The 18,992-nt window shown below is 71.5% G+C and carries 14 protein-coding genes; 8 read left to right on the top strand and 6 right to left on the bottom strand.

The genetic code is table 11. The features are described 5' to 3' along the window. Nucleotides 1–95: 95 nt before the first annotated feature. Nucleotides 96–641, top strand: coding sequence for a hypothetical protein (locus tag OG219_RS05845; RefSeq protein ID WP_266823555.1), 546 nt, complete (start codon nucleotides 96–98; stop codon nucleotides 639–641). 24 nt (nucleotides 642–665) lie between these two features. Here the strand turns inward: OG219_RS05845 and OG219_RS05840 are convergent, their stop codons facing one another. Continuing rightward, nucleotides 666–1,751, bottom strand: a complete 1,086-nt coding sequence (locus OG219_RS05840) for an O-antigen ligase (protein ID WP_266823553.1) — start codon at nucleotides 1,749–1,751, stop codon at nucleotides 666–668. Between the two features lie 251 nt (nucleotides 1,752–2,002). Here OG219_RS05840 and lnt point away from each other — a divergent pair, with 251 nt between their 5' ends. From lnt to OG219_RS05820, 4 genes are all read left to right on the top strand, one after another. Continuing rightward, nucleotides 2,003–3,616, top strand: coding sequence for an apolipoprotein N-acyltransferase (gene lnt, locus OG219_RS05835; protein ID WP_266823551.1), 1,614 nt, complete (start codon nucleotides 2,003–2,005; stop codon nucleotides 3,614–3,616). Between the two features lie 55 nt (nucleotides 3,617–3,671). Continuing rightward, nucleotides 3,672–4,145, top strand: coding sequence for an NUDIX domain-containing protein (locus OG219_RS05830; protein ID WP_266823549.1), 474 nt, complete (start codon nucleotides 3,672–3,674; stop codon nucleotides 4,143–4,145). 60 nt (nucleotides 4,146–4,205) lie between these two features. Further along, nucleotides 4,206–5,006 carry a 3-hydroxybutyrate dehydrogenase gene (locus OG219_RS05825; RefSeq protein ID WP_266823547.1) on the top strand — a complete coding sequence of 267 codons (801 nt, stop codon included), beginning with the start codon at nucleotides 4,206–4,208 and terminating at the stop codon, nucleotides 5,004–5,006. A 76-nt stretch (nucleotides 5,007–5,082) separates the two neighbouring features. Next, nucleotides 5,083–7,020, top strand: coding sequence for a GAF domain-containing protein (locus OG219_RS05820; RefSeq protein ID WP_266823545.1), 1,938 nt, complete (start codon nucleotides 5,083–5,085; stop codon nucleotides 7,018–7,020). 59 nt (nucleotides 7,021–7,079) lie between these two features. Here OG219_RS05820 and OG219_RS05815 read toward each other — a convergent pair whose 3' ends face one another. Next, on the bottom strand, nucleotides 7,080–8,465 hold the full coding sequence (locus OG219_RS05815; protein ID WP_266823543.1) for an MFS transporter: 1,386 nt from the start codon (nucleotides 8,463–8,465) through the stop codon (nucleotides 7,080–7,082). A gap of 342 nt (nucleotides 8,466–8,807) precedes the next feature. Here OG219_RS05815 and OG219_RS05810 point away from each other — a divergent pair, with 342 nt between their 5' ends. Then, nucleotides 8,808–10,415 carry a serine/threonine-protein kinase gene (locus OG219_RS05810; protein WP_266823541.1) on the top strand — a complete coding sequence of 536 codons (1,608 nt, stop codon included), beginning with the start codon at nucleotides 8,808–8,810 and terminating at the stop codon, nucleotides 10,413–10,415. 76 nt (nucleotides 10,416–10,491) lie between these two features. Then, nucleotides 10,492–11,034, top strand: a complete 543-nt coding sequence (locus tag OG219_RS05805; protein ID WP_266823539.1) for an FABP family protein — start codon at nucleotides 10,492–10,494, stop codon at nucleotides 11,032–11,034. A gap of 56 nt (nucleotides 11,035–11,090) precedes the next feature. Here OG219_RS05805 and OG219_RS05800 read toward each other — a convergent pair whose 3' ends face one another. Beyond that, nucleotides 11,091–11,843, bottom strand: coding sequence for a hypothetical protein (locus OG219_RS05800; protein ID WP_266823537.1), 753 nt, complete (start codon nucleotides 11,841–11,843; stop codon nucleotides 11,091–11,093). Between the two features lie 217 nt (nucleotides 11,844–12,060). On the opposite strand from OG219_RS05800, the gene OG219_RS05795 reads away from it, so the two are divergent. Continuing rightward, nucleotides 12,061–14,973 (top strand): AAA family ATPase, encoded by a 2,913-nt coding sequence (locus tag OG219_RS05795; RefSeq protein ID WP_266823535.1) that lies wholly within the window; start codon nucleotides 12,061–12,063, stop codon nucleotides 14,971–14,973. A gap of 63 nt (nucleotides 14,974–15,036) precedes the next feature. Here OG219_RS05795 and OG219_RS05790 read toward each other — a convergent pair whose 3' ends face one another. The 3 genes from OG219_RS05790 to OG219_RS05780 all read right to left on the bottom strand — a co-directional run bounded on the left by OG219_RS05790 (nucleotide 15,037) and on the right by OG219_RS05780 (nucleotide 18,938). After that, complete coding sequence (locus tag OG219_RS05790; RefSeq protein WP_266823533.1) at nucleotides 15,037–17,058, bottom strand: serine protease; 2,022 nt, start codon at nucleotides 17,056–17,058, stop codon at nucleotides 15,037–15,039. Between the two features lie 129 nt (nucleotides 17,059–17,187). Next, nucleotides 17,188–17,922, bottom strand: coding sequence for a TIGR03943 family protein (locus OG219_RS05785; protein ID WP_266823531.1), 735 nt, complete (start codon nucleotides 17,920–17,922; stop codon nucleotides 17,188–17,190). Then, nucleotides 17,919–18,938: a permease gene (locus OG219_RS05780; protein WP_266823529.1), complete on the bottom strand. Its 1,020-nt coding sequence runs from the start codon at nucleotides 18,936–18,938 to the stop codon at nucleotides 17,919–17,921. Before OG219_RS05780 ends, OG219_RS05785 begins: the two co-directional genes overlap by 4 nt. Nucleotides 18,939–18,992 lie beyond the last annotated feature (54 nt).

Genomic DNA, 18,992 nt, shown 5'->3' with positions numbered 1-18,992 from the left:
CGGGTGAACGCCGTCCGTACGGCGAACGTCCACCCGGAGCAGTAACGCTCCGCAACCCAGTGCCCGCAGTGCGGAACCTGAGTAGTCTCATTGGCATGAGGGACCACCCCCACGGCAAAAAAACCTCGCACCCCGCCATCTGGACGGGGCGCGCGACCAACCGCGTCCAGTGGTTGCCCGCGCTCGGCGGGGCCGCCTGCATCGCGCTCGGCATCGAGCTGGCCGTCGACTCCGCGTGGACGTCGGGCAGCGCCCCGCTCGTCATGTCCGTCGTCGGCTGCATCGCGGCAGGACTGCTGATCCTGTTCGGCACGCTCGCGTTCGTGCATGTCTCCGTGAAGGTCGACAAGGACTCCCTCGAAGTGCGCTGCGGCCACATAGGGCTGCCGCGTCGCCGCATCCCGCTCTCGAACGTCGTCGGCGCCGACTTCGCGCCCTCGGTCACCCCCCGCCAATGGGGCGGCTGGGGCTACCGCTGGCGGCCCGAGATGGGGACCGCGGTCATCGTCCGGCGTGGCGAGGGCGTGGTGCTCCTCCTCGGAGACGGCCATACGTTCACGATCACGGTGGACAACGCGGAGGCGGCCGTACGGATCATCCGCGACCATCTGCGAGCGACCAGGCCGGGCACGGCGCTCTGACCCGGTCGCCTGCCCTACGGCTGATCAGTCGCCTGCGTCGCGGCTGAAGGCGGTTGCCGGGGGGACCCCACCCGCGTCGATGATGAGATCCGGCACCTCGTCGGACAGCGGTCGTGCCGTGGCGAACCCGGCCAGCAGACCCGCGCCCGCCGTGACCGTGGTGAAGCTCAGAGCGTTGCCGACCGACGCGACGACGGCCAGTGCGGTCAGGGCCGCGCCCGCTGTGAGCGCGATCGGTGTGGGACGCCGCGTGCGCCACAGTGCGTACAGGACCCAGCAGAACACCGCCGCAAGAAGTGCCAAGCCGATCACGCCCTGCTCGGCCGCCTGCTGCAGAGGCGCGGAGTGGGGCTTGCCGTCGGGCAGCAGCGACTGCGTGACCGTCGGGCCGAGTTCCCCGTAGCGCCCAGGTCCTGCGCCGAAAGCCGGATACTCGCGGGCCAGGTGCAGCGCGTCGCGCCAGAGCAGGACCCGGTGCTGGGTGAGCGGGCCTTCCAGAGCGGCGGTCAGGCCGTCCGGCAGCACGTTCTCGGCGATCGCCCAGGACGTTCCCGTCACCAGAGCGGTGGTGAGCGCGAGGCCGGCCAGTCCCAGGGCGCGGCGGCGCATGCGGGCGGCGGCGAGGGAGCACAACAGCACCCCCGCGCAGATGACGAGTCCCGCGGTCGACGCCAGTACCGCCGCGGTCACCACGATCCCGGCGGCCAGCAGCCGCAGCGCGAGGCGCAGCACCAGTGGGCGGGCGGCCCAGGCCGCGCAGCAGGCGGCTCCGACGGAGAGGGCCAGCAGCGCGGCCGTGGCGCCACTGTGTCCGAGCGGCGAGGTGATCTGCGGGCCGGGAGTGGTGTGCGGGGCGGTGACCGCGAGGCCGAGTCCGGCGAGCGCCCCCGCACAGGGCGCGGCGACCGGCAGCAGCGCCCCGAGGATCCGTCCCGAGGCGTAACCGGCTGCCACGGCGAGTATCGCCAGGAGTACGCCCTCGGGCCGGCCGTCGTGCGCGCCCGCCGTGATCAAGGACCAGATCGCGCACGCCGCGAGCACGATCACGCCCGCGACGTCGGAAGCGTTGCGTCTGTCGCCCGCGGCCGCGGGATCGGCCGCAGAAGTCATCCCCGTGGACCCCACCCCGTCGCCCCCCGACTGTGACGGGCCCCCGCCGTCGAGGCCGCTTCCGGCCGCACGTCAGAGGCTCGGGCACACCGTAACGGGTGATGCGCCAGTTTGTGGACAAGTTGCGCAGGAACGTTGCGGCAGATGCGAGGGGGAGCGCCCTGCCGGGCAGGGGTTTTCCGCCGGGTCCTCGGCTCCCACGGGACGGACCGCGCTGTCGGCGCCCAGGTCACGCGCCGTACACTCCCGGAGTGACCGCCACCGCGACATCCGTAGACGAGCCGGAGCAGCTCGAACCCCAGGCCGCGCCCGTATCGCGTGGGGCCAGACTCGCCCGCCGTCTCGTTCCGGCCTCCACCGCGGTGCTCTCCGGCGTGCTGCTGTACGTCAGCTTCCCGCCGCGCACTCTGTGGTGGCTGGCCCTTCCGGCTTTCGCGGTCTTCGGCTGGACGCTGCGCGGACGCACCTGGAAGGCGGGCCTCGGGCTCGGCTATCTGTTCGGCCTCGGGTTCCTGCTGCCGCTGCTCGTGTGGACCGGTGTCGAGGTCGGCCCCGGGCCGTGGATCGCTCTCGTCATCGCCGAATCGGTCTTCGTCGCACTCGTCGGCGCGGGTATCACCGCCGTCTCCCGGCTGCCGGGCTGGCCTCTGTGGGCGGCGACGCTGTGGATCGCGGGCGAGGCGGCACGCGCGCGCGTGCCGTTCGGCGGGTTCCCCTGGGGGAAGATCGCGTTCGGGCAGGCGGACGGTGTCTTCCTTCCGCTCGCCGCGGTGGGCGGAACTCCGGTGCTCGGTTTCGGGGTCGTGCTCTGTGGCTTCGGGCTGTACGAGGTCGTGCGCCTGGTTCTCGAAGGCCGCCGTACCCGGGTCGTACGGCGCGGTGCCGCCGCCGTGGCACTGCTCAGCGTCGTCGTCCCCGTGGCGGGGGCGCTCGCCGCGCGGTCCCTGGTGAGTGACAAGGCCGAGGACGGCACGGCGACCGTCGCGGTCATCCAGGGCAATGTGCCGCGTGCGGGGCTGGAGTTCAACGCCCAGCGACGTGCCGTTCTCGACTACCACGCGCGGGAGACCGAGCGGCTGGCCGCCGAGGTCAAGGCGGGCAAGGTCGCCCAGCCCGACTTCGTGCTGTGGCCGGAGAACTCCTCGGACATCGACCCGTTCACCAACCCCGACGCGCGCGCCGTGATCGACGCCGCGGCCAAGGCGATCGGCGCCCCCATCTCGGTCGGCGGTGTCGTCGAGCGGGACGGCAAGCTCTACAACGAGCAGATCCTGTGGGACCCGGACAAGGGCGCGGTCGACACGTACGACAAGCGGCAGGTCCAGCCGTTCGGCGAGTACCTCCCGCTGCGTTCGCTCATCGGGGCCATCAACAGCAACTGGACTTCCATGGTCAGCCAGGACTTCAGCCGTGGCACCAAGGCGGGCGTGTTCACCATGGACGGCACCAAGGTCGGCCTCGCCACCTGCTACGAGGCCGCCTTCGACTGGGCCGTGCGGGACACCGTCACGGACGGCGCCCAGATGATCTCGGTGCCCAGCAACAACGCGACCTTCGACCGCAGCGAGATGACCTACCAGCAGCTCGCCATGTCCCGCGTCCGTGCCGTGGAGCACAGCCGCACCGTCACGGTGCCGGTGACCAGCGGCGTCAGCGCCATCATCATGCCGGACGGGAAGATCACCCAGAAGACCGGGATGTTCGTGGCGGACTCGCTCGTCCAGGAGGTGCCGCTGCGCTCCTCGGAGACCCCTGCCACGCGGCTCGGGATCCTTCCCGAGATGCTCCTGGTGCTGGTCGCGGCGGGCGGGCTCGGCTGGGCGGTGGCGACGACGGTGCGCGGACGACGCGACACCAGCGTTTAGCGTGGCGTTCCCGTACCGCAACGGAGCTGCGGAACAGGGCCGTTAGGGTCGGTGCATGGCTACTCCTGACTTCATCCACACGATCCGGGCCACCGCCGGCCAACAGCTGCTCTGGCTGCCCGGAGTCACCGCCATCGTCTTCGACGACGCGGGCAGAGTGCTGCTGGGGCGCCGCACCGACACACGCAAGTGGTCGGTGATCGGTGGCATCCCCGACCCGGGGGAGCAGCCCGCTGCCGCAGCGGTGCGGGAGGTCTTCGAGGAGACGGCGGTGCGATGCGTCGTCGAACGCGTCGTGCTCGTCCAGGCCCTTGCGCCGGTGACCTACGAGAACGGCGACATCTGCCAGTACATGGACATCACGTTCCGGTGCCGGGCTGTCGGTGGAGAGGCCCGTGTCAACGACGACGAGTCGCTGGACGTCGGCTGGTTCGACGTGGACGCCCTGCCGGAGCTGAACGAGTTCTGCCAGCTTCGGATCAAGCAGGCACTGTCCGACGCACCCACATGGTTCGACCCTACGACCTGAGTGTGAAGTGTGTGGGGTGACCACATCGGTCGGGGCTGGGGTGCTGCTTAGGGTCGGGACATGACCTCGCCCAGCCCCCACCCGGGCACCCCAGCCTCCGCACTCGACCACGGTGGCCGTACCGCCCTCGTCACCGGTGCCGCCGGCGGTATCGGCCGTGCCTGCGCGCTGCGGCTCGCCGCAGCCGGGGCCAAGGTGAAAGCGGTCGACCGGGACACCGCGGGTCTGAACACCCTCGCCGACCTGGCACAGGGCCTCGCGGGCACCGTCGAGCCGCACGTCCTCGACCTCACCGACCTCGACGCGGCGGAGCAGGCCGCCGAGGGCACCGACATCCTCGTGAACAACGCAGGGCTGCAACTGGTCCGCCCCATCGAGGAGTTCCCGCCCGACGTCTTCCACACCGTGCTCACCGTGATGCTGGAGGCACCGTTCCGGCTCATCCGCGGCGCCCTGCCCCATATGTACGGGCAGGGCTGGGGCCGCATCGTCAATGTGTCGTCCGTCCATGGGCTGCGCGCATCGGCGTTCAAGTCGGCGTATGTAGCCGCAAAACATGGCTTGGAAGGGCTCTCCAAAACCGCCGCCCTGGAAGGCGCTCCCCATGGAGTCACCTCGAACTGTGTGAACCCCGCCTATGTGCGGACCCCCCTGGTCGAGAAGCAGCTCGCCGACCAGGCACGGGCCCATGGGATCCCGGAGGAGCGGGTGCTCGCCGAAGTGCTGCTCCAGGACAGCGCGGTCAAGCGGCTCATCGAACCCGAGGAGGTCGCCGAGGCGGTCGCGTATCTGTGCGGGCCGCAGGCGTCCTTCATCACCGGTACGTCCTTGGCGCTGGACGGCGGCTGGACCGCTCACTGAGCGGGTGTGACGGGTGCCCATCGTGAGTTATCCACAGGCAGGCGGCGTCGATCCGCCGATGGGTGATCCTGGGAGCATGTCCCGCGATCACACGCAGTCCGCCGAGCCCGCCGCCGACAGCGTCGAGGCGCCGTTTCTGGAGCTGCTGGCCAGAGGCGCGTCCGCCGACGCCTACGAGCAGCCCGTGCTGCTCGCCCGCGCGGAGGGCCGGCCGCCGGAGCGCGTCGCCGCCCTCGAACAGGCAAAACTGCTCGCGCTGCGTGTGCGCTCGGAGATAGAGGGACGGCGCCGCCGGGAGGCGGAGCTCTCCGCGCTCTTCGAGACCGCCCACGATCTGGCGGGCCTGCGCGATCTCGACGCCGTGCTGCAGGCGATCGTGCAGCGGGCCCGGTCGCTGCTCGGCACCGACGTCGCGTATCTCAGCCTGAACGACGAGGGCAGGGGCGACACCTATATGAGAGTCACCGAGGGCTCCGTCGCCGCGCGCTTCCAGCAGTTGCGGCTCGGTATGGGCGAGGGCCTCGGCGGGCTCGTCGCGCAGACCGCCCGCCCCTATGTCACCGACGACTACTTCAAGGACGAGCGGTTCCAGCACACCCGGACCATCGACGCGGGTGTACGGGACGAAGGCCTGGTCGCGATCCTCGGTGTGCCTCTCATGATCGGGCCCCAGGTCATCGGCGTGCTGTTCGCCGCGGACCGCCGCGCACGGGTCTTCGAGCGGGAGCAGATCGCCCTCCTCGGTTCGTTCGCCGCCCTCGCCGCCGCGGCCATCGACACGGCGAACTGGCTCACGGAGACCCGCTCGGCTCTCGACCGCCTGGGCCGTGCCAACGAGATCATCCGCGATCGCAGCGGAGTGATCGAGCGCGCGTCCGACGTCCACGACCGGCTCGCCGAACTCGTGCTGCGCGGTGGGGGAGTCCACGACGTGGCCGCCGCGGTGTCCGAAGTCCTCGACGGCACGGTCGAGTTCGCCGAGTCCGGCGCCGCACCCGCCACCGCCCTGGAGACATCCCGGGCCGAGGGCCACGCGGTGCGACACGGATACGACTGGGTCGCCGCCGTGGCGGCCGGAGGCGAGCTGCTCGGCGCGCTGGTGCTCCGCGGCCATCCGGGACTCGACCCCGTCGACCAACGCACCCTGGAACGCGCCGCGATGGTCACCTCACTCCTGCTGCTCGCCAGACGCTCGGCCTCCGAGGCCGAACAGCGCGTCCGCGGCGAGCTGTTGGACGACCTCCTGGACGACCGCGACCGCGACCCGCGCCTGTTGCGCGAGCGTGCCGCCCGACTGCACGCCGACCTAGACGGGACCCATGTGGTGCTGGCCGCCCGGCTAGAGGCACCGGCCGCCGACGCCGACCAGGAGGCGGCCGCCCGCAGACGCCTGTGGTCCGCCGCCTCCCATCTCGCCACCACCCGGCACGGACTCGCCGCGGCCCGCGACGGCGGCACCGTCCTGCTGCTGCCCCTCCGCTCCGGCGACACCGCGACGGACCTGGCCCGTCGCACGGCCAAGCACCTCGGCACCGCCGTGCACGAGAAGGTCACCGTCGGCGCCTCCGCGCCCGTCCAGCAGCTCGTCCAGCAACTCGCCGCCCGACCGGGCGCGGTGGCCGCGGCCTACGCTGAGGGACAGCGCTGCCTGGACGCTCTGCGCCTGCTCGGCCGAGCCGGAGACGGCGCCGCCGCCGAGGACTTCGGGTTCCTGGGGCTGCTGCTCGCCGGCGACCGCGACATCTCCGGCTTCGTCGAACGCACCGTCGGCCAGGTCGTCGCGTACGACGAACGACGCGGCACCGACCTGCTGCGCACCCTCGACGCCTACTTCGCGTGCGGCATGAGTCCGGCACGGACCAAGGACGACCTGCATGTGCACGTGAACACGGTCGCGCAGCGGCTGGAGCGAGTGGGCCGACTGCTCGGGGACGACTGGCAGAGCCCCGGCCGCGCCCTGGAGATTCAACTCGCCTTGCGGCTGCACCGGTTGTCGTCCACCGCACCGCACTGAGCCGCACGGCCTCGACCCCCGCACGCACTCGGGCGACGGGGGTCGGTTCGGGGCGGGGATCACGACGTACGCGCGTCCACTGTCCGGGCTGTCGTCGGCAACTCCGCCGGTGAGGGCTCCACGTCCGCCAGGTCGCGGTGCCGCGTCTCCTTGGCGACTCCCACCGCGATCAGTGTCACCACGACCGCCCCGATCACGTACAGCGCGATCGGAGTGGAACTGCCGTAGTCGGAAAGGAGCGCGGTCGCGATGAGCGGTGCGGGCGCGCCCGCCGCGACGGAGGCGAACTGGGCGCCGATGGAGGCACCGGAGTAGCGCATCCGCGTCGCGAACATCTCGGAGAAGAAGGCGGCCTGGGGCGCGTACATGGCGCCGTGCAGCACCAGGCCCACGGTGACGGCGAGGACCATGTTCCCGAAGCCGCCGGTGTCGATGAGGGAGAAGAACGGGAACATCCACAGGCCGATTCCGGCGGCGCCCAGCAGATAGACGGGCCTGCGGCCCACCCGGTCCGAGAGTGCGCCCCAGGCCGGGATGACGGCGAAGTGCACGGCGGACGCGATGAGTACGGCGTTGAGTGCCGTCTGTTTGGAGACGCCGGCCGACGTGGTGGCGTACACGAGGATGAAGGCGGTGATCACGTAGTAGCTGATGTTCTCCGCCATGCGGGCACCCATCGCGACCAGCACGTCACGCCAGTGATGACGTAGCACGGAGACCAGCGGCAGCTTCTCCACGTCGTCCGGCCGCTCCGCCCTGCGGGCCTGGGCCTGCGCCAACGCCTGCTTGAAAACTGGTGATTCATCGACAGACAGACGTATCCACAAACCGACGATCACCAGGACGCCGGAGAGCAGGAACGGAATGCGCCAGCCCCAGGAGACGAAGGCGGCGTCCGACAGTGTGGCGGTCAGCAGCGAGAGCACACCGGTCGCCAGAAGCTGTCCGGCGGGCGCCCCCGTCTGCGGCCATGAGGCCCAGAATCCGCGGCGCTTCGCGTCACCGTGCTCGGACACCAGCAGGACGGCGCCGCCCCACTCCCCGCCGAGCGCGAAGCCCTGCACCAGCCGCAGAACGGTGAGCAGCACCGGCGCCGCCGCGCCGATGGTCGCGTGTGTGGGCAGCAGACCGATCGCGAACGTGGCCCCGCCCATCAGCAGCAGGCTCAGCACCAGCAGCTTCTTACGGCCGAGCCGGTCGCCGAAGTGCCCGAAGACGAGCGCGCCCAGCGGCCGGGCCGCGAACCCCACGGCGTACGTCAGGAAGGACAGCAAGGTGCCGACGAGCGGGTCGGAGCCGGGGAAGAACAGCTTGTTGAAGACGAGCGCGGCTGCCGAGCCATAGAGGAAGAAGTCGTACCACTCGATGGTGGTGCCGATCAGGCTCGCGGCGACGATGCGCTTGAGGCTGGCCGGTGGTGGGGGAGCGGTTGCTGCGGGGGCCATGTGCACCACTTCCAGGCGTTGGGCGGGGACGTGTACGTACCGGCACAAGGTAGAAAGCAGCAGGTCAACGGCACATGTGGTGGGACACCATAGTTCGGGGGCCGAGTGTGCGTGTTTCACCCACGTTCGCATCGTGCAGCGGACACGGGACCAGCGGGACCAGGTCGCTGAAGCGGAATGCCTCGCCCATTCGTAGGCGCGCAGCGCAGTGACCGCAGGCGCTCGGCCTCGGCGGCGGACCGGACGGATTCGCACCGGTTGTCGGAGGCCTCCGCTAGAGTCGGCGCGTCCCCGGTCAGGCACTCTGCCGCGGGTGTTTTCGCGCTGGGGGATGACGGCACGATGGGGTTCGAACGACTGGAACTGGCCGGCTACGAGATCCAGGAGGTCCTGGGTCAGGGCGGTTTCGCCACGGTGTACCGGGCGTCCCAACTCGCCGTGGGCCGCGAGGTGGCGCTCAAGGTCGACAGCAGAATGCTGGCCTCGCCCCGGGACCGGCAGCGATTCATGCGGGAGGTCACCGCGGCCGGCCAGTTGTCCGGGCACCCGCATGTGGTGTCCGTGTACGACGCCGGGGTACTCGGCGACAACCGCCCGTACATGGTGCTGGAGTTGTGTCCCGGCGGCTCGCTGGGCGACCGCCTGCACCGCTACGGACCGCTGTCCGTCAAGGAGGCCTGCGACATCGGCGTGGGCATAGCCGACGCGGTGGCCGCGGCCCACGCCGCCGGGGTGCTCCACCGCGACATCAAACCGGGCAACATCATGATCAACCGGTACGGCGGGGTCGCCCTCACCGACTTCGGACTGGCCGCCATGCCCCGGCCCGACCGGGAACTCTCGGTCACCCGGGAGGCGTTGACGCCGGCGTACGCGCCGCCCGAGGCCTTCCACATGGCCGAACCGGCCCAGGCCGGCGATGTGTACTCACTCGCCGCGACGGTCTACGCCCTGCTCCTCGGCCGCCCTCCGCACTTCCCCGAGGACGGCAGTCAGCTCAGTCTCGCCGAGCTGATCGTGCGTCACACCTGGCCTTACCCCGACCTGCCAGGAGTGCCGACCGGGCTCAACGAGATCCTCAGACACGCCCTGGCGGTGGACCCGGCGTACCGGATCTCCGACGCCGGCGTGCTGCGTGACGCCCTCGCCGCCGTGAACACCGGCACCGTCCCTCGGAGCGGCTTCGCACAGGCTCGCCCCACGACCGCCACGGTCCCCGCCGAGCGGGACGCCGCGCCGTCGCACTACCCCCTTCAGGACTCCGTCCCCCCAACGGTGGCTCCCGGTCTGCCCGATCGGCCGGACGGGGCGGGCCCGACGGCCACCGTCACGGGGTCGGGCGAAGCGAAGCCGAACAGAAACCGCCCCAGGCTGATCGCCGTGCTGGCGGCGGTGGCGGTCTCGGTGAGCGTGTCGGTCACTGTGATCAACTACCAGAACGGGGAGTCGGACGCCCCTGATGCCTCCACGACCCTGACTCCGTCCAACGGCGCGAGCACCGCGGGGAACGCCGGGTTCGGCGGGGTGTCGACCAGCGCGCAGGACTGCCCGGCCGCAGCGGTCGAGGGGCTGGGCGGCAGGTGTGTCATGACCCCGGAGTGCTGGAGCGGCATCACGGACATCTCGGGGACCATCACGGTCAGCCGCGCGGACTGCCAGGTGAAACACGTTTGGGAGACCTTCGCCATCGCCCCGCTGCCCAAGGACGGGATGACGAACAACGCCCGGGACCTGATCAAGCACCCCGACGTGCGGTCGCTGTGCTCGCAGGACGTCATGCTCAAGTCCCGGTCGGGCGCGGGCCGGGAGGTGACCGTGGAGTGGAGGGCCGACATAATTCCGCCGTCCGCCGAGCAATGGGCGGACGGTCTGCGGGTCTTCCGCTGTGTCGCCGCGGCGAGCACGGAGGACGGAGAAATCACCGGCAGCCGCTTCGGCGCGGACGGTTGAACCCCTGAGGTTCCGATCGGCAGCCTAGGCTTCCACCCGGCCCCCGGCCCCCGCATCGACCCCAGGAGCGCACAGCGTGTTCGACCCCGCACAGGACTACCCGTACCCCGACGGTCACCGACCGGACGAGGCGCCCGCACCGCACGCACTGCTGGAGCCCGTGCTCGGCCTGCTGGGCGTCTGGCACGGCAGGGGCCAGGGCGGCTACCCGACGCTGACCGGGGACTTCTCGTACGCGCAGGAGGTCACCTTCAGTCACGACGGCCGTCCCTTCCTGCGTTACGAGGCCCGGGCCTGGCTGCTGGACGCCGATGACGCGCCGCTGCGTCCGTCGGCCCGGGAGAGCGGCTGGTGGCGGCTTCAGCCCGACGGCCGGGTGGAGGCATTGATCACCCAGCCCACCGGCATCGCGGAAATCATGGTCGGGCGTGCGACCGGCGACACGGTCGACCTCTCCACCCACGAGGTGGCCGTCGCCCCCACCGCCAAGAAGGTCAGCGCCACCCGCCGCCGCTACACGCTGACCGACGACGGCACGCTCACGTTCGACCACGACCTCGAGGCGGTCGGCCAGCCGCTGCAGCACCATCTGTCGGCGCGGCTGCGGCGCAGGGGCTGACCGGATCACCCCAACAGCAGGCGTTGCGCGAGCCGGTGTTGACCTTCGGGGACCCTCTACGGTGTCGCCGTGAGTAGTTCGAGGACGCGTCTGGTCTTGGACCCCTGTTCGCAGTCCGCCGGGTCGACGCCGCGTCGGCGCAGGCCGCTCTCCAGGACGAGTTGGGCTATCTCCGCGCCTTGACGTCCGACACGGCGGGAGAGTTCGACGACGTCCAGACGCGCCCCTGACGGGGAAGTCGCCACCCAGCGCTCGACGGCGAGCGGCATATGGGACCAGATGACGGAGGGCCACCAGCGTGCGTCCACCGGGCCCAGGGCGGTCAGTCGGCCGAGTGGCACCGGACCGTTCGCGCAGTGGGCGAGGAAGCTCCGCTGGGTGTCGGTGAACAGCGCGTCCGGCGGACCGCTTCGGGCCAGGGCGCGCGCCACCGTACCTGCCGGGTGGCGGGCGTTGACGGACACGGAGAGCATCCGTCCCTCGCCGGACCAGTCCGATGCGAAGTCCAGCCGGTCGATTCCGGTGTCCCTCGGTGTGGACCAGTCGGCGGTCAGCAGGGAGGGACGGCACGGGCGCAGCCGCACGGTGGTGTCGTCGGGCCGTCCCCGTGTCTCACGCAGGCGCAGGATGACGCCGGAGTCCAGCAGCGGCAGGCGGGCGGGACAGGCGCCGGACTGCTCGCAGAACCAGATCCGCCGGTCCAGGCCCCGCCCCAGGACCGCGTCCCGGATCCCCGCGCGACGCGCCTGCTCCGCGGACACGGTCACCTTGATCTCGACGACGTCCAGCCGGCCTCGGGCAACCACCAAGACGCCTCCTCCGCAGAGCACGCACCTTCCGACAGCTCACCGCGTGCCCGGGCCGCCGCGCATCGGGGAAGTCCCCAACTTCCGTGCGGGACAAGGGCATCCGCCGGATGGCGTAGAGCGGGATGAACGGCTGCCGGTGACTCCCGGTGACCGACGCGAGGGGAGCATTCTGGTCGGGCGCGCAGAGCCGCGGCGGTGGCGCGCATACGGGGGAATCATGAAGGAGCCGACGCTGCGAGGTGGTCTCCGCGAAGAGTGGGTCGCGGACGGCTACGGGGTGCGGGTACCGGTCGGGCGCGAACGGGAGTGCGCGCTGCTGGACGGATTGCTGGATTCGCTGCCCGATCGAGGGGCCGCGCTACTGCTGCGGGGAGACCCCGGCATCGGGAAGACCAACATGCTCGACTATGTCGCCTGGCGGGCACGCGGCAGGAACCTGCCCGAGCGCGGGGTCGAGTCGGAGGCGGTTCGGGCCCAGCCCCCGTGTGGGGTCGCGTCGCAGGCGATACGGGTCCTGCGGACGCGCGGGGTGGAGTCGGAGGCCGTACTGCCCTACACCGTGCTCGCCGACCTCCTGCTGCCGCTTCGGTCGCACTTCGCCGAACTGCCGTCGACCCAGCGCAGAGCGCTGGAAACGTGCTTCGCCTTGATGGAGGCCGATGAGCCGAATCCGTACGCCGTGTGCGTCGGGACGCTGGGTGTGCTCGCCGCCGCGGGGGAGGCCGAGCCGCTGGTACTTCTCGTGGACGACCTGCACTGGTCGGACCCTTCGTCGCGACGGGCCCTCCAGTTCGTCGCACGCCGTCTCGCCACCGAGCGGGTGGCCCTGGTGATGGCCGCACGTCCGGCTTCCGACGACGACGTCACCTGGGAGGACGTACCCCGGCTGACCATCGCGCCGCTGCAGGAGGACGACTGCCTGCGACTGCTGGAGCGTGGCGGAGTCGACCCCGAGGAGCCCGCGGTCACCCGCCTGGTCCGGCTCAGCTCGGGGAATCCGCTGGTCCTGGTGGAGTACGCGGCGGCCCTGCAGGACGCGAGGAAACGCGGCGACGAACTGGCGGACACGGCCTGGGAGATGCCGGGGCCGATGGTCGAACGCGCATGGTGGGGACGGATGCGGACCCTGTCCCCTCAGACACGTACCGCCCTGCTGTACGTCGCGGCCTGCCGCGTCCCCGAAATCGCCCTGTTGGAAAGGGCGTTGGCCGTGAACGGGCTTTCGCTCGGCACCCTCGACGAGGCCGAGGAGAGCGGGCTGATCCGGGCTCTGGACCACGGCTACGAACTGCGCCATCCGGTGCTCCGGCCCCTGGTGTTCAGGCACTGCTCGGTCGCCCAACGGCTGCGCGCGTACCGGACGTTGGCGGATCTCTCGGCCGGGGAGGTGAGGACGTGGTACCTCGCCTCCGCCGCGCCCGGTCCCGACGAGACGGTGGCCTCGGCACTGGCGGACGCGGCCGAACGATCCCGTCGCCGCGGTGCACTCGGTGCCGCGGCACACGCCTGGCACCGCGCCGCGGAACTGTCGCCCTCCGCCGCCGACCGGGCGGAGCGCCTGCTCAACGCGGCGAGGGACGCCTTCTACGGAGGAGCCTCCCGCGATGCCGTCGACTGGTGTGAACAGGCCCTGCGTTGGAGCGAGGACGTACGGTTGACCGCCGATATCGAGCTGCTGCGTGGCCAGGCCTGCGGCTGGCTCGGCGATCCCGGCCGGGCCCACCGCTCCCTGGTGGCCGCGGCCGAGGCGGTGGAACCGGTGGACCGCTTCCGAGCCTGCGCTTTGTACGGGGCGGCCACCCTGCCCGCGACGATGGACGGCCGGATCGACCGGGCGGTGGACACCTCGGCGCGATCCGCGGCCCTGGCCGACATCCTCGAAGAAGAGGCCGGTGAGGAGTCGAGTACGCGCTCGTCCCGGCACCTCTCCAACGTGATGCGGGGCTGCGCGCTGGCGCTTGCCGGGAAAGTGCCCGAGGGGCGCGGGCTGTTACTGGCCGGACGGGCGGCGCTGCACGGCAACTGGCCTTTGGAGGAGCAGCAGTTGGCCGTGCAGATCGGCCAGGCGCTCTCCTGGGTGGACGAGAGGGAGGCGGCGACGGCGGTGCTCGACGCGGTCATCGACGGCGCCAGGCGCGACGGGGTTCCCGCCCTGCTGCCGTACGCCCTGGTCGGTCGGTGCGAGGTGACGTCGTGGAGCCGCTGGCCGATGGCCAGGGCCGCCGGGGCCGAAGCCCTGCGCTGGGCCCAGGAACTCGGGCACCGGGCGATGACCGGGTACGCACTGCTCCTGATGGCGCGACTCGACGGCCTGCGCGGCGACCGGGCGGGTTGTGAGGACCGTATCGCGGCCTACGAGCGGTACTGCGGCAAGGTGCGCGGCCTTGAAGTCTTCGCCCAGGCGGCGCTGGGCTCGGCGGCGCTCACCGGAGGGGAGCCGCAGGCGGCTGCCGGGCATCTGGAACGAGCCCTGTCACTCGCGGACGAGATGGGACTCGGCAACCCCAACCTGATGCCGTTCCTGACGGAGCTCGCCGAGGCGTACGTCCGGACCGGAGAACGGGACAGCGCGGTCCGGCTCGCCGGCTGGATCGAGGGCCTGGCCCGGTCCACGGGACTCGCCTGGCCGGCGGCCGCCCACGCGCACTGCAGGATCATGCTCTCCGGGTCCGCGGACGAGGCACAGGGATGGCTCGGGACCGCTGAACGCGTCCATGTGCGCGAGGAGATGACCTTCGAGCTGGCGCGGACCCAGCTGGTGTGCGGCGAGCTGCTGCGCCGTTTCCGGCGGCCCAAGGCGGCCCGGGGGCTGCTCCTTGCCTCTCAACTGGCCTTCGCCGGCCTCGGCGCGAGCTCCTGGCGGTCCCGGGCGGCCGTGGAACTAGCCGCGGCCGGTCACCGGGCCGCCGACACACGGGCACCGGAACCGCGGATCGACCGGCTCACCGCCCAGGAACTGCAGGTGGCGCTGGCCGTCGGAGACGGGCTGAGCAACGGTGAGGCCGCCGCCGCCCTGTTCGTGTCGCGCAAGACCGTGGAGGCCCATCTGACGCGCGTCTACCGGAAACTCGGGGTGCGGTCGAGGTCCGAGCTGGCCGGGTACCTGGTACACACGGACGTGGTGCGCTGACCTGCCACGGGACTCCCGTGACCCCACCCCGGGGTCACGGGAGCAGCCCGTTGGCGGAAGAAGTCACGGGCGCAGTCCCCGCACCACCGCCCGGGCCACCTCTGGATGCGCCAGGTACTCATCGACGTCGTGCGCCTGCTCGCGCGGGTTCGTGACGACGGACTCCTGGATGTCGGTACCCCACCGAGGACGGAGCGGGCATCCGATCGTGACCGGGTCGGCCGGGCACCAGACGTTGTCCCAGCGGCCCACCCGCTCCGGACGCCGCAGCTTCGGGTCGAGCAGCCGCTCGTACACGGTGTCGAGACCGAGCGGACTGCCGGCCGTGACGAGGAGCCGTACGTCGACCGCGGTGTCCAGCCGCGTCAGGAGATCCATGGCCACAACGGTTCCGAGGCTGTGCGCGACGATGGTCAGTCCGCCCGAGTCGGGCACGCTCTCCAGCACGGCGTCAAGGACCGCCTGCCGGGTCTCCCGGTTGTCGAGGTAGCGGGCCACGTCGCCCAGAACGGCCGACACGAACAAGGCGTCCAGATCCGTGCGTGCGGCCAGCCAGGCCAACGAGCGTCGCAGCACGCCGGACGCGCCGCCGGGCAGGCTGAACCCCTCCTGTGCCGTGAGCAGTTCCTCCGGCATACCGGCCTTCACCGCGGCCTCGCGGACCAGTTGCTCGTACAGCACCCGGGCCGTGGGGTCGACCGGCGGGGCGGCCGAGGCGTACCCGAGCGTCGACTCGTCACCGAGCAGGGCCTCGCGGCCCGACGTACCGGCGGTGCGGTTGCCGTAGAACGGGAGCCATACGTCGACCGGATCCACCGTCGGCAGACCGGCGAGGGTGAGTCCCCGGTTGAGCCCTGCAGTCCAGGAGCGACGCATGTTCTCGGGATCCGCCTTCTCCTGGCCTCGCCCATGCAGGAACAGCAACGTGCTGCGCCCCGCGAACGCCCCCGTGCGGCCCCTGAGTCCACGGCGCAGCGGAGCGGCCGCGGCGGCTCCCGCCCTGAGTGCCTCGGTGGCGGGCACGGCCGTGGGTGCGGTGGCGGGGAGCAGGCCCAGGTCCCCGAGCACCTGCTCGCGTGCGGTCCCGGCCAGTGAGGCACGCAGGCTCGCCACGATGCGGCTGACCCGGGCGCCCTCGTTGGCGGCCCAGTCCACCAGGTCGTCCGGGTCACCGGGCTGTACGAGGGTGCCGTCGCGCCGCAGTTCCCTGCCCTGGGCGTCCCTGCGGGGCACGCCGGCATGATGCAGCGCCACCACTTCCCACTGATCGTTGAACACGGGTGAACCGGAGTTCCCGGGCTCGGTGTCCGTGTCGTAGTGCAGGAAGTCGTCGAGCTGGACCCGCAGTTCGTTGCGGCGGATGGCGATCTCCTTGAGCCGGCCGCTCGGGTGCCCCACGATGTTGACGGACTCGCCGATCACCAGTTTTCCCTGCGCCTCGATGAGCCGGTTCCAGCCGAACTGCGCCCCCGGCGGGCGCCCGTCGTCCCCCGCCGCGACACGCACGAGGGAGAAGTCGAGGCCTGCGTCGGTGAGGGGACCGAAGTCCGCGACCAGCCGGTACAGGGCCGGCTGCGCCGGGGCGTTGTCGATTCCGGTCTCGGCGGCGAACTCCACGACGACCTGCGCGGCCATGTCCGCGTCCGGCAGCACATGGTGATTGGTCATCAGCAGATCCGGGGAGACGAGGAACCCCGTTCCCAGCGGCAGCACGCGGCCGTTGTCGGACACCGAGATGCGGCCCACGGTCGCTGCGGCACGCGAGCCGCGCGAGAGGAAGTTGACCGCCTGGAGGTCCTTGGAGGCACCGATGATTCGCTCCAGGAGCCGCCGTCCCGGCCCTTCCTGCGAGACGAGCGACATCACCGTCTCCATGGGCAGCGCGCCCCCGCTGATCAGGTGCTCCGCGCGGGCCTGGAGCTGGGGTTCGGTGTCCGGCAGTGACACCCCCTGCCCGGCCAGCCGCTCGACTTCCTCACGTTGCGGGAGCGCGTCGGTGTATCGGTCGGCTGCCGCGTCGTCATGCTGCTGCCGGGCGGCCTGCACCCGCTCGTACATGTCCTCGTTGAAACCGTGGGTGTCCATGAGCACCATCCCGAAGGCGAGGCTGGGGAGAAAACGGGCTGCTCCCTGCTTAGCCCTGTCCTCCGCCGTGCGGCATCGGGGAACTCCCCATGGAACGGCGGGTCGGACCGCCGCTCCCCGGGGAAGCGCTCAGGTGTTCCAGCTCTCGTCGTACGGGTCGCGTGGGGTCGGGACCGGCTTGGCCTCGCCGACCTTGATGAAGGGGATGACACCGTCGTTGACCGGGTCCTTGGTGCGCTTGCTGGTGTAGGTACCGGTGACCTCGAGCCAGGCGTCGGGTTGCAGGACGGGGGGAATCCGTCCGGTCAGGCCGATCTTGACCGGTTGGGCGTCGGCTGCGCAGCAGTTGAGGGCCATGCGGACGAGGTAGGGAGTGCCGTCGTGGTCCAGGGCGACGAAGCCGGTGACCTTGACCCGGCGGTCGCCGAGGGTGCGCCCGTGGTCGTAGGCCGCGCGGCCGGCGTAGTCGACCAGGCTGAGCGGAATCGGGTCGCCGGCGGGCAGTGCGGCGTAGCCGAAGGGGGCTTGCAACGCCGTACCGGTGCGCATCGCGCTGTAGGAGCCCAGGGCGGGAGGGGCGACCAGGATGAGGGCGAGAAGGGGGAGGACCAGGAGCCAGGCGATGCGGGGTTCGCGGTGGGAGTGGCCGTGTCCTTCGTCGTCATGGTCCTGTTCGGGTGCGCGCCCCCGCCGCAGTTCGTACCACACCGTCGCGGCGGCCGTGACGATCAGAACGACGCCGGCCCCCAGCAGCAACGGGCGCAGCCCGGCCTTGACGTACCGCAGATAGAGGTCGCTGGAGCCGGCCTTGAGAATCGCCGCGCCGACGAGGAACAGGACCGCGGCCTGCGCCTGCCGGTTCACAGGAGCACCGCCCCGACGAGGAGCGACATGAGGATCGCCAGGGTGAAGGTGGCGGGGGCGAACCGCAGCGCGAACCCGCGGCCGAAGGTGCCGACCTGCATGGCGAACAGCTTCAGGTCGATCATCGGCCCGACGACGAGGAACGCAAGCCGGGCGGTGAGCGAGAACTGCGACAGCGAGGCGACCACGAACGCGTCGGCCTCGGAGCAGATCGACAGCAGGACCGCGAGGACCGCCAGGGCGAGTACCGACACCAGGAAGTTGCCCGCCGCGGCTTGCAGCCAGCTCTCCGGTACGACGGCCTTGAGCGTGGCCGCGGCCATCGCGCCGACGACGAGGAAGCCGCCCGCGTGCATCACGTCGTGCCGTACGGACCCCCAGAACGCGGCGCCCCTGCCGAGGCCGTCGTGTGCCGGGCGGGCCGGCGGGCGCAGCCAGTCCGCGCGTCCCAGTCGCTGCCACAGCCAGCCCATGGCGCACGCCACGAGGAGGCTTGCCACGAACCGGGCGAGGACCATCTCCGGGTTGCGCGGGAACGCGACCGCCGTGGCGGTGAGCACGATCGGGTTGATCGCCGGCGCGGACAGCAGGAACGCCAGCGCCGCCGCGGGTGTGACGCCCCGGCGCACCAGCGCCCCGGCCACCGGCACGGAGGCGCACTCGCAGCCGGGCAGGACCGCCCCGGCCATCCCGGCGACCGGCACCGCGAGGGCGGGCCGGCTCGGCAGGGCGCGGGCGAAGAACGAGGGCGGGACGAACACCGCGATGACCGCCGACAGGAGCACACCGAGGACGAGGAAGGGCAGGGCCTGGATGATCACCGCGACGAACACGGTCGTCCAGCTCTGCATCACCGGCGCGGACAGCGCCTGCCGGATCGGACCCTGCAGGGTGACCAGCAGGAGCAGCAGCATGGTCAGGACGAGCGGGGAGCTCAGGTGCCAGCCCCGCCGGCCCTGCCGATCGCCCGCGTCGCGGTGCTCGACCGGGGGCGGGACCGCCTTGGTGATGGTCACGGGTGAGGTACCTCCGGTAAGGAAGGGCTCGGTGGCTTGGTGCCCCTCCACCTT

The sequence above is a fragment of the Streptomyces sp. NBC_00038 genome, from assembly GCF_026343635.1.
Taxonomy (GTDB): Bacteria; Actinomycetota; Actinomycetes; order Streptomycetales; family Streptomycetaceae; genus Streptomyces.
This window is presented reverse-complemented; position numbering and strand designations above follow the sequence as displayed.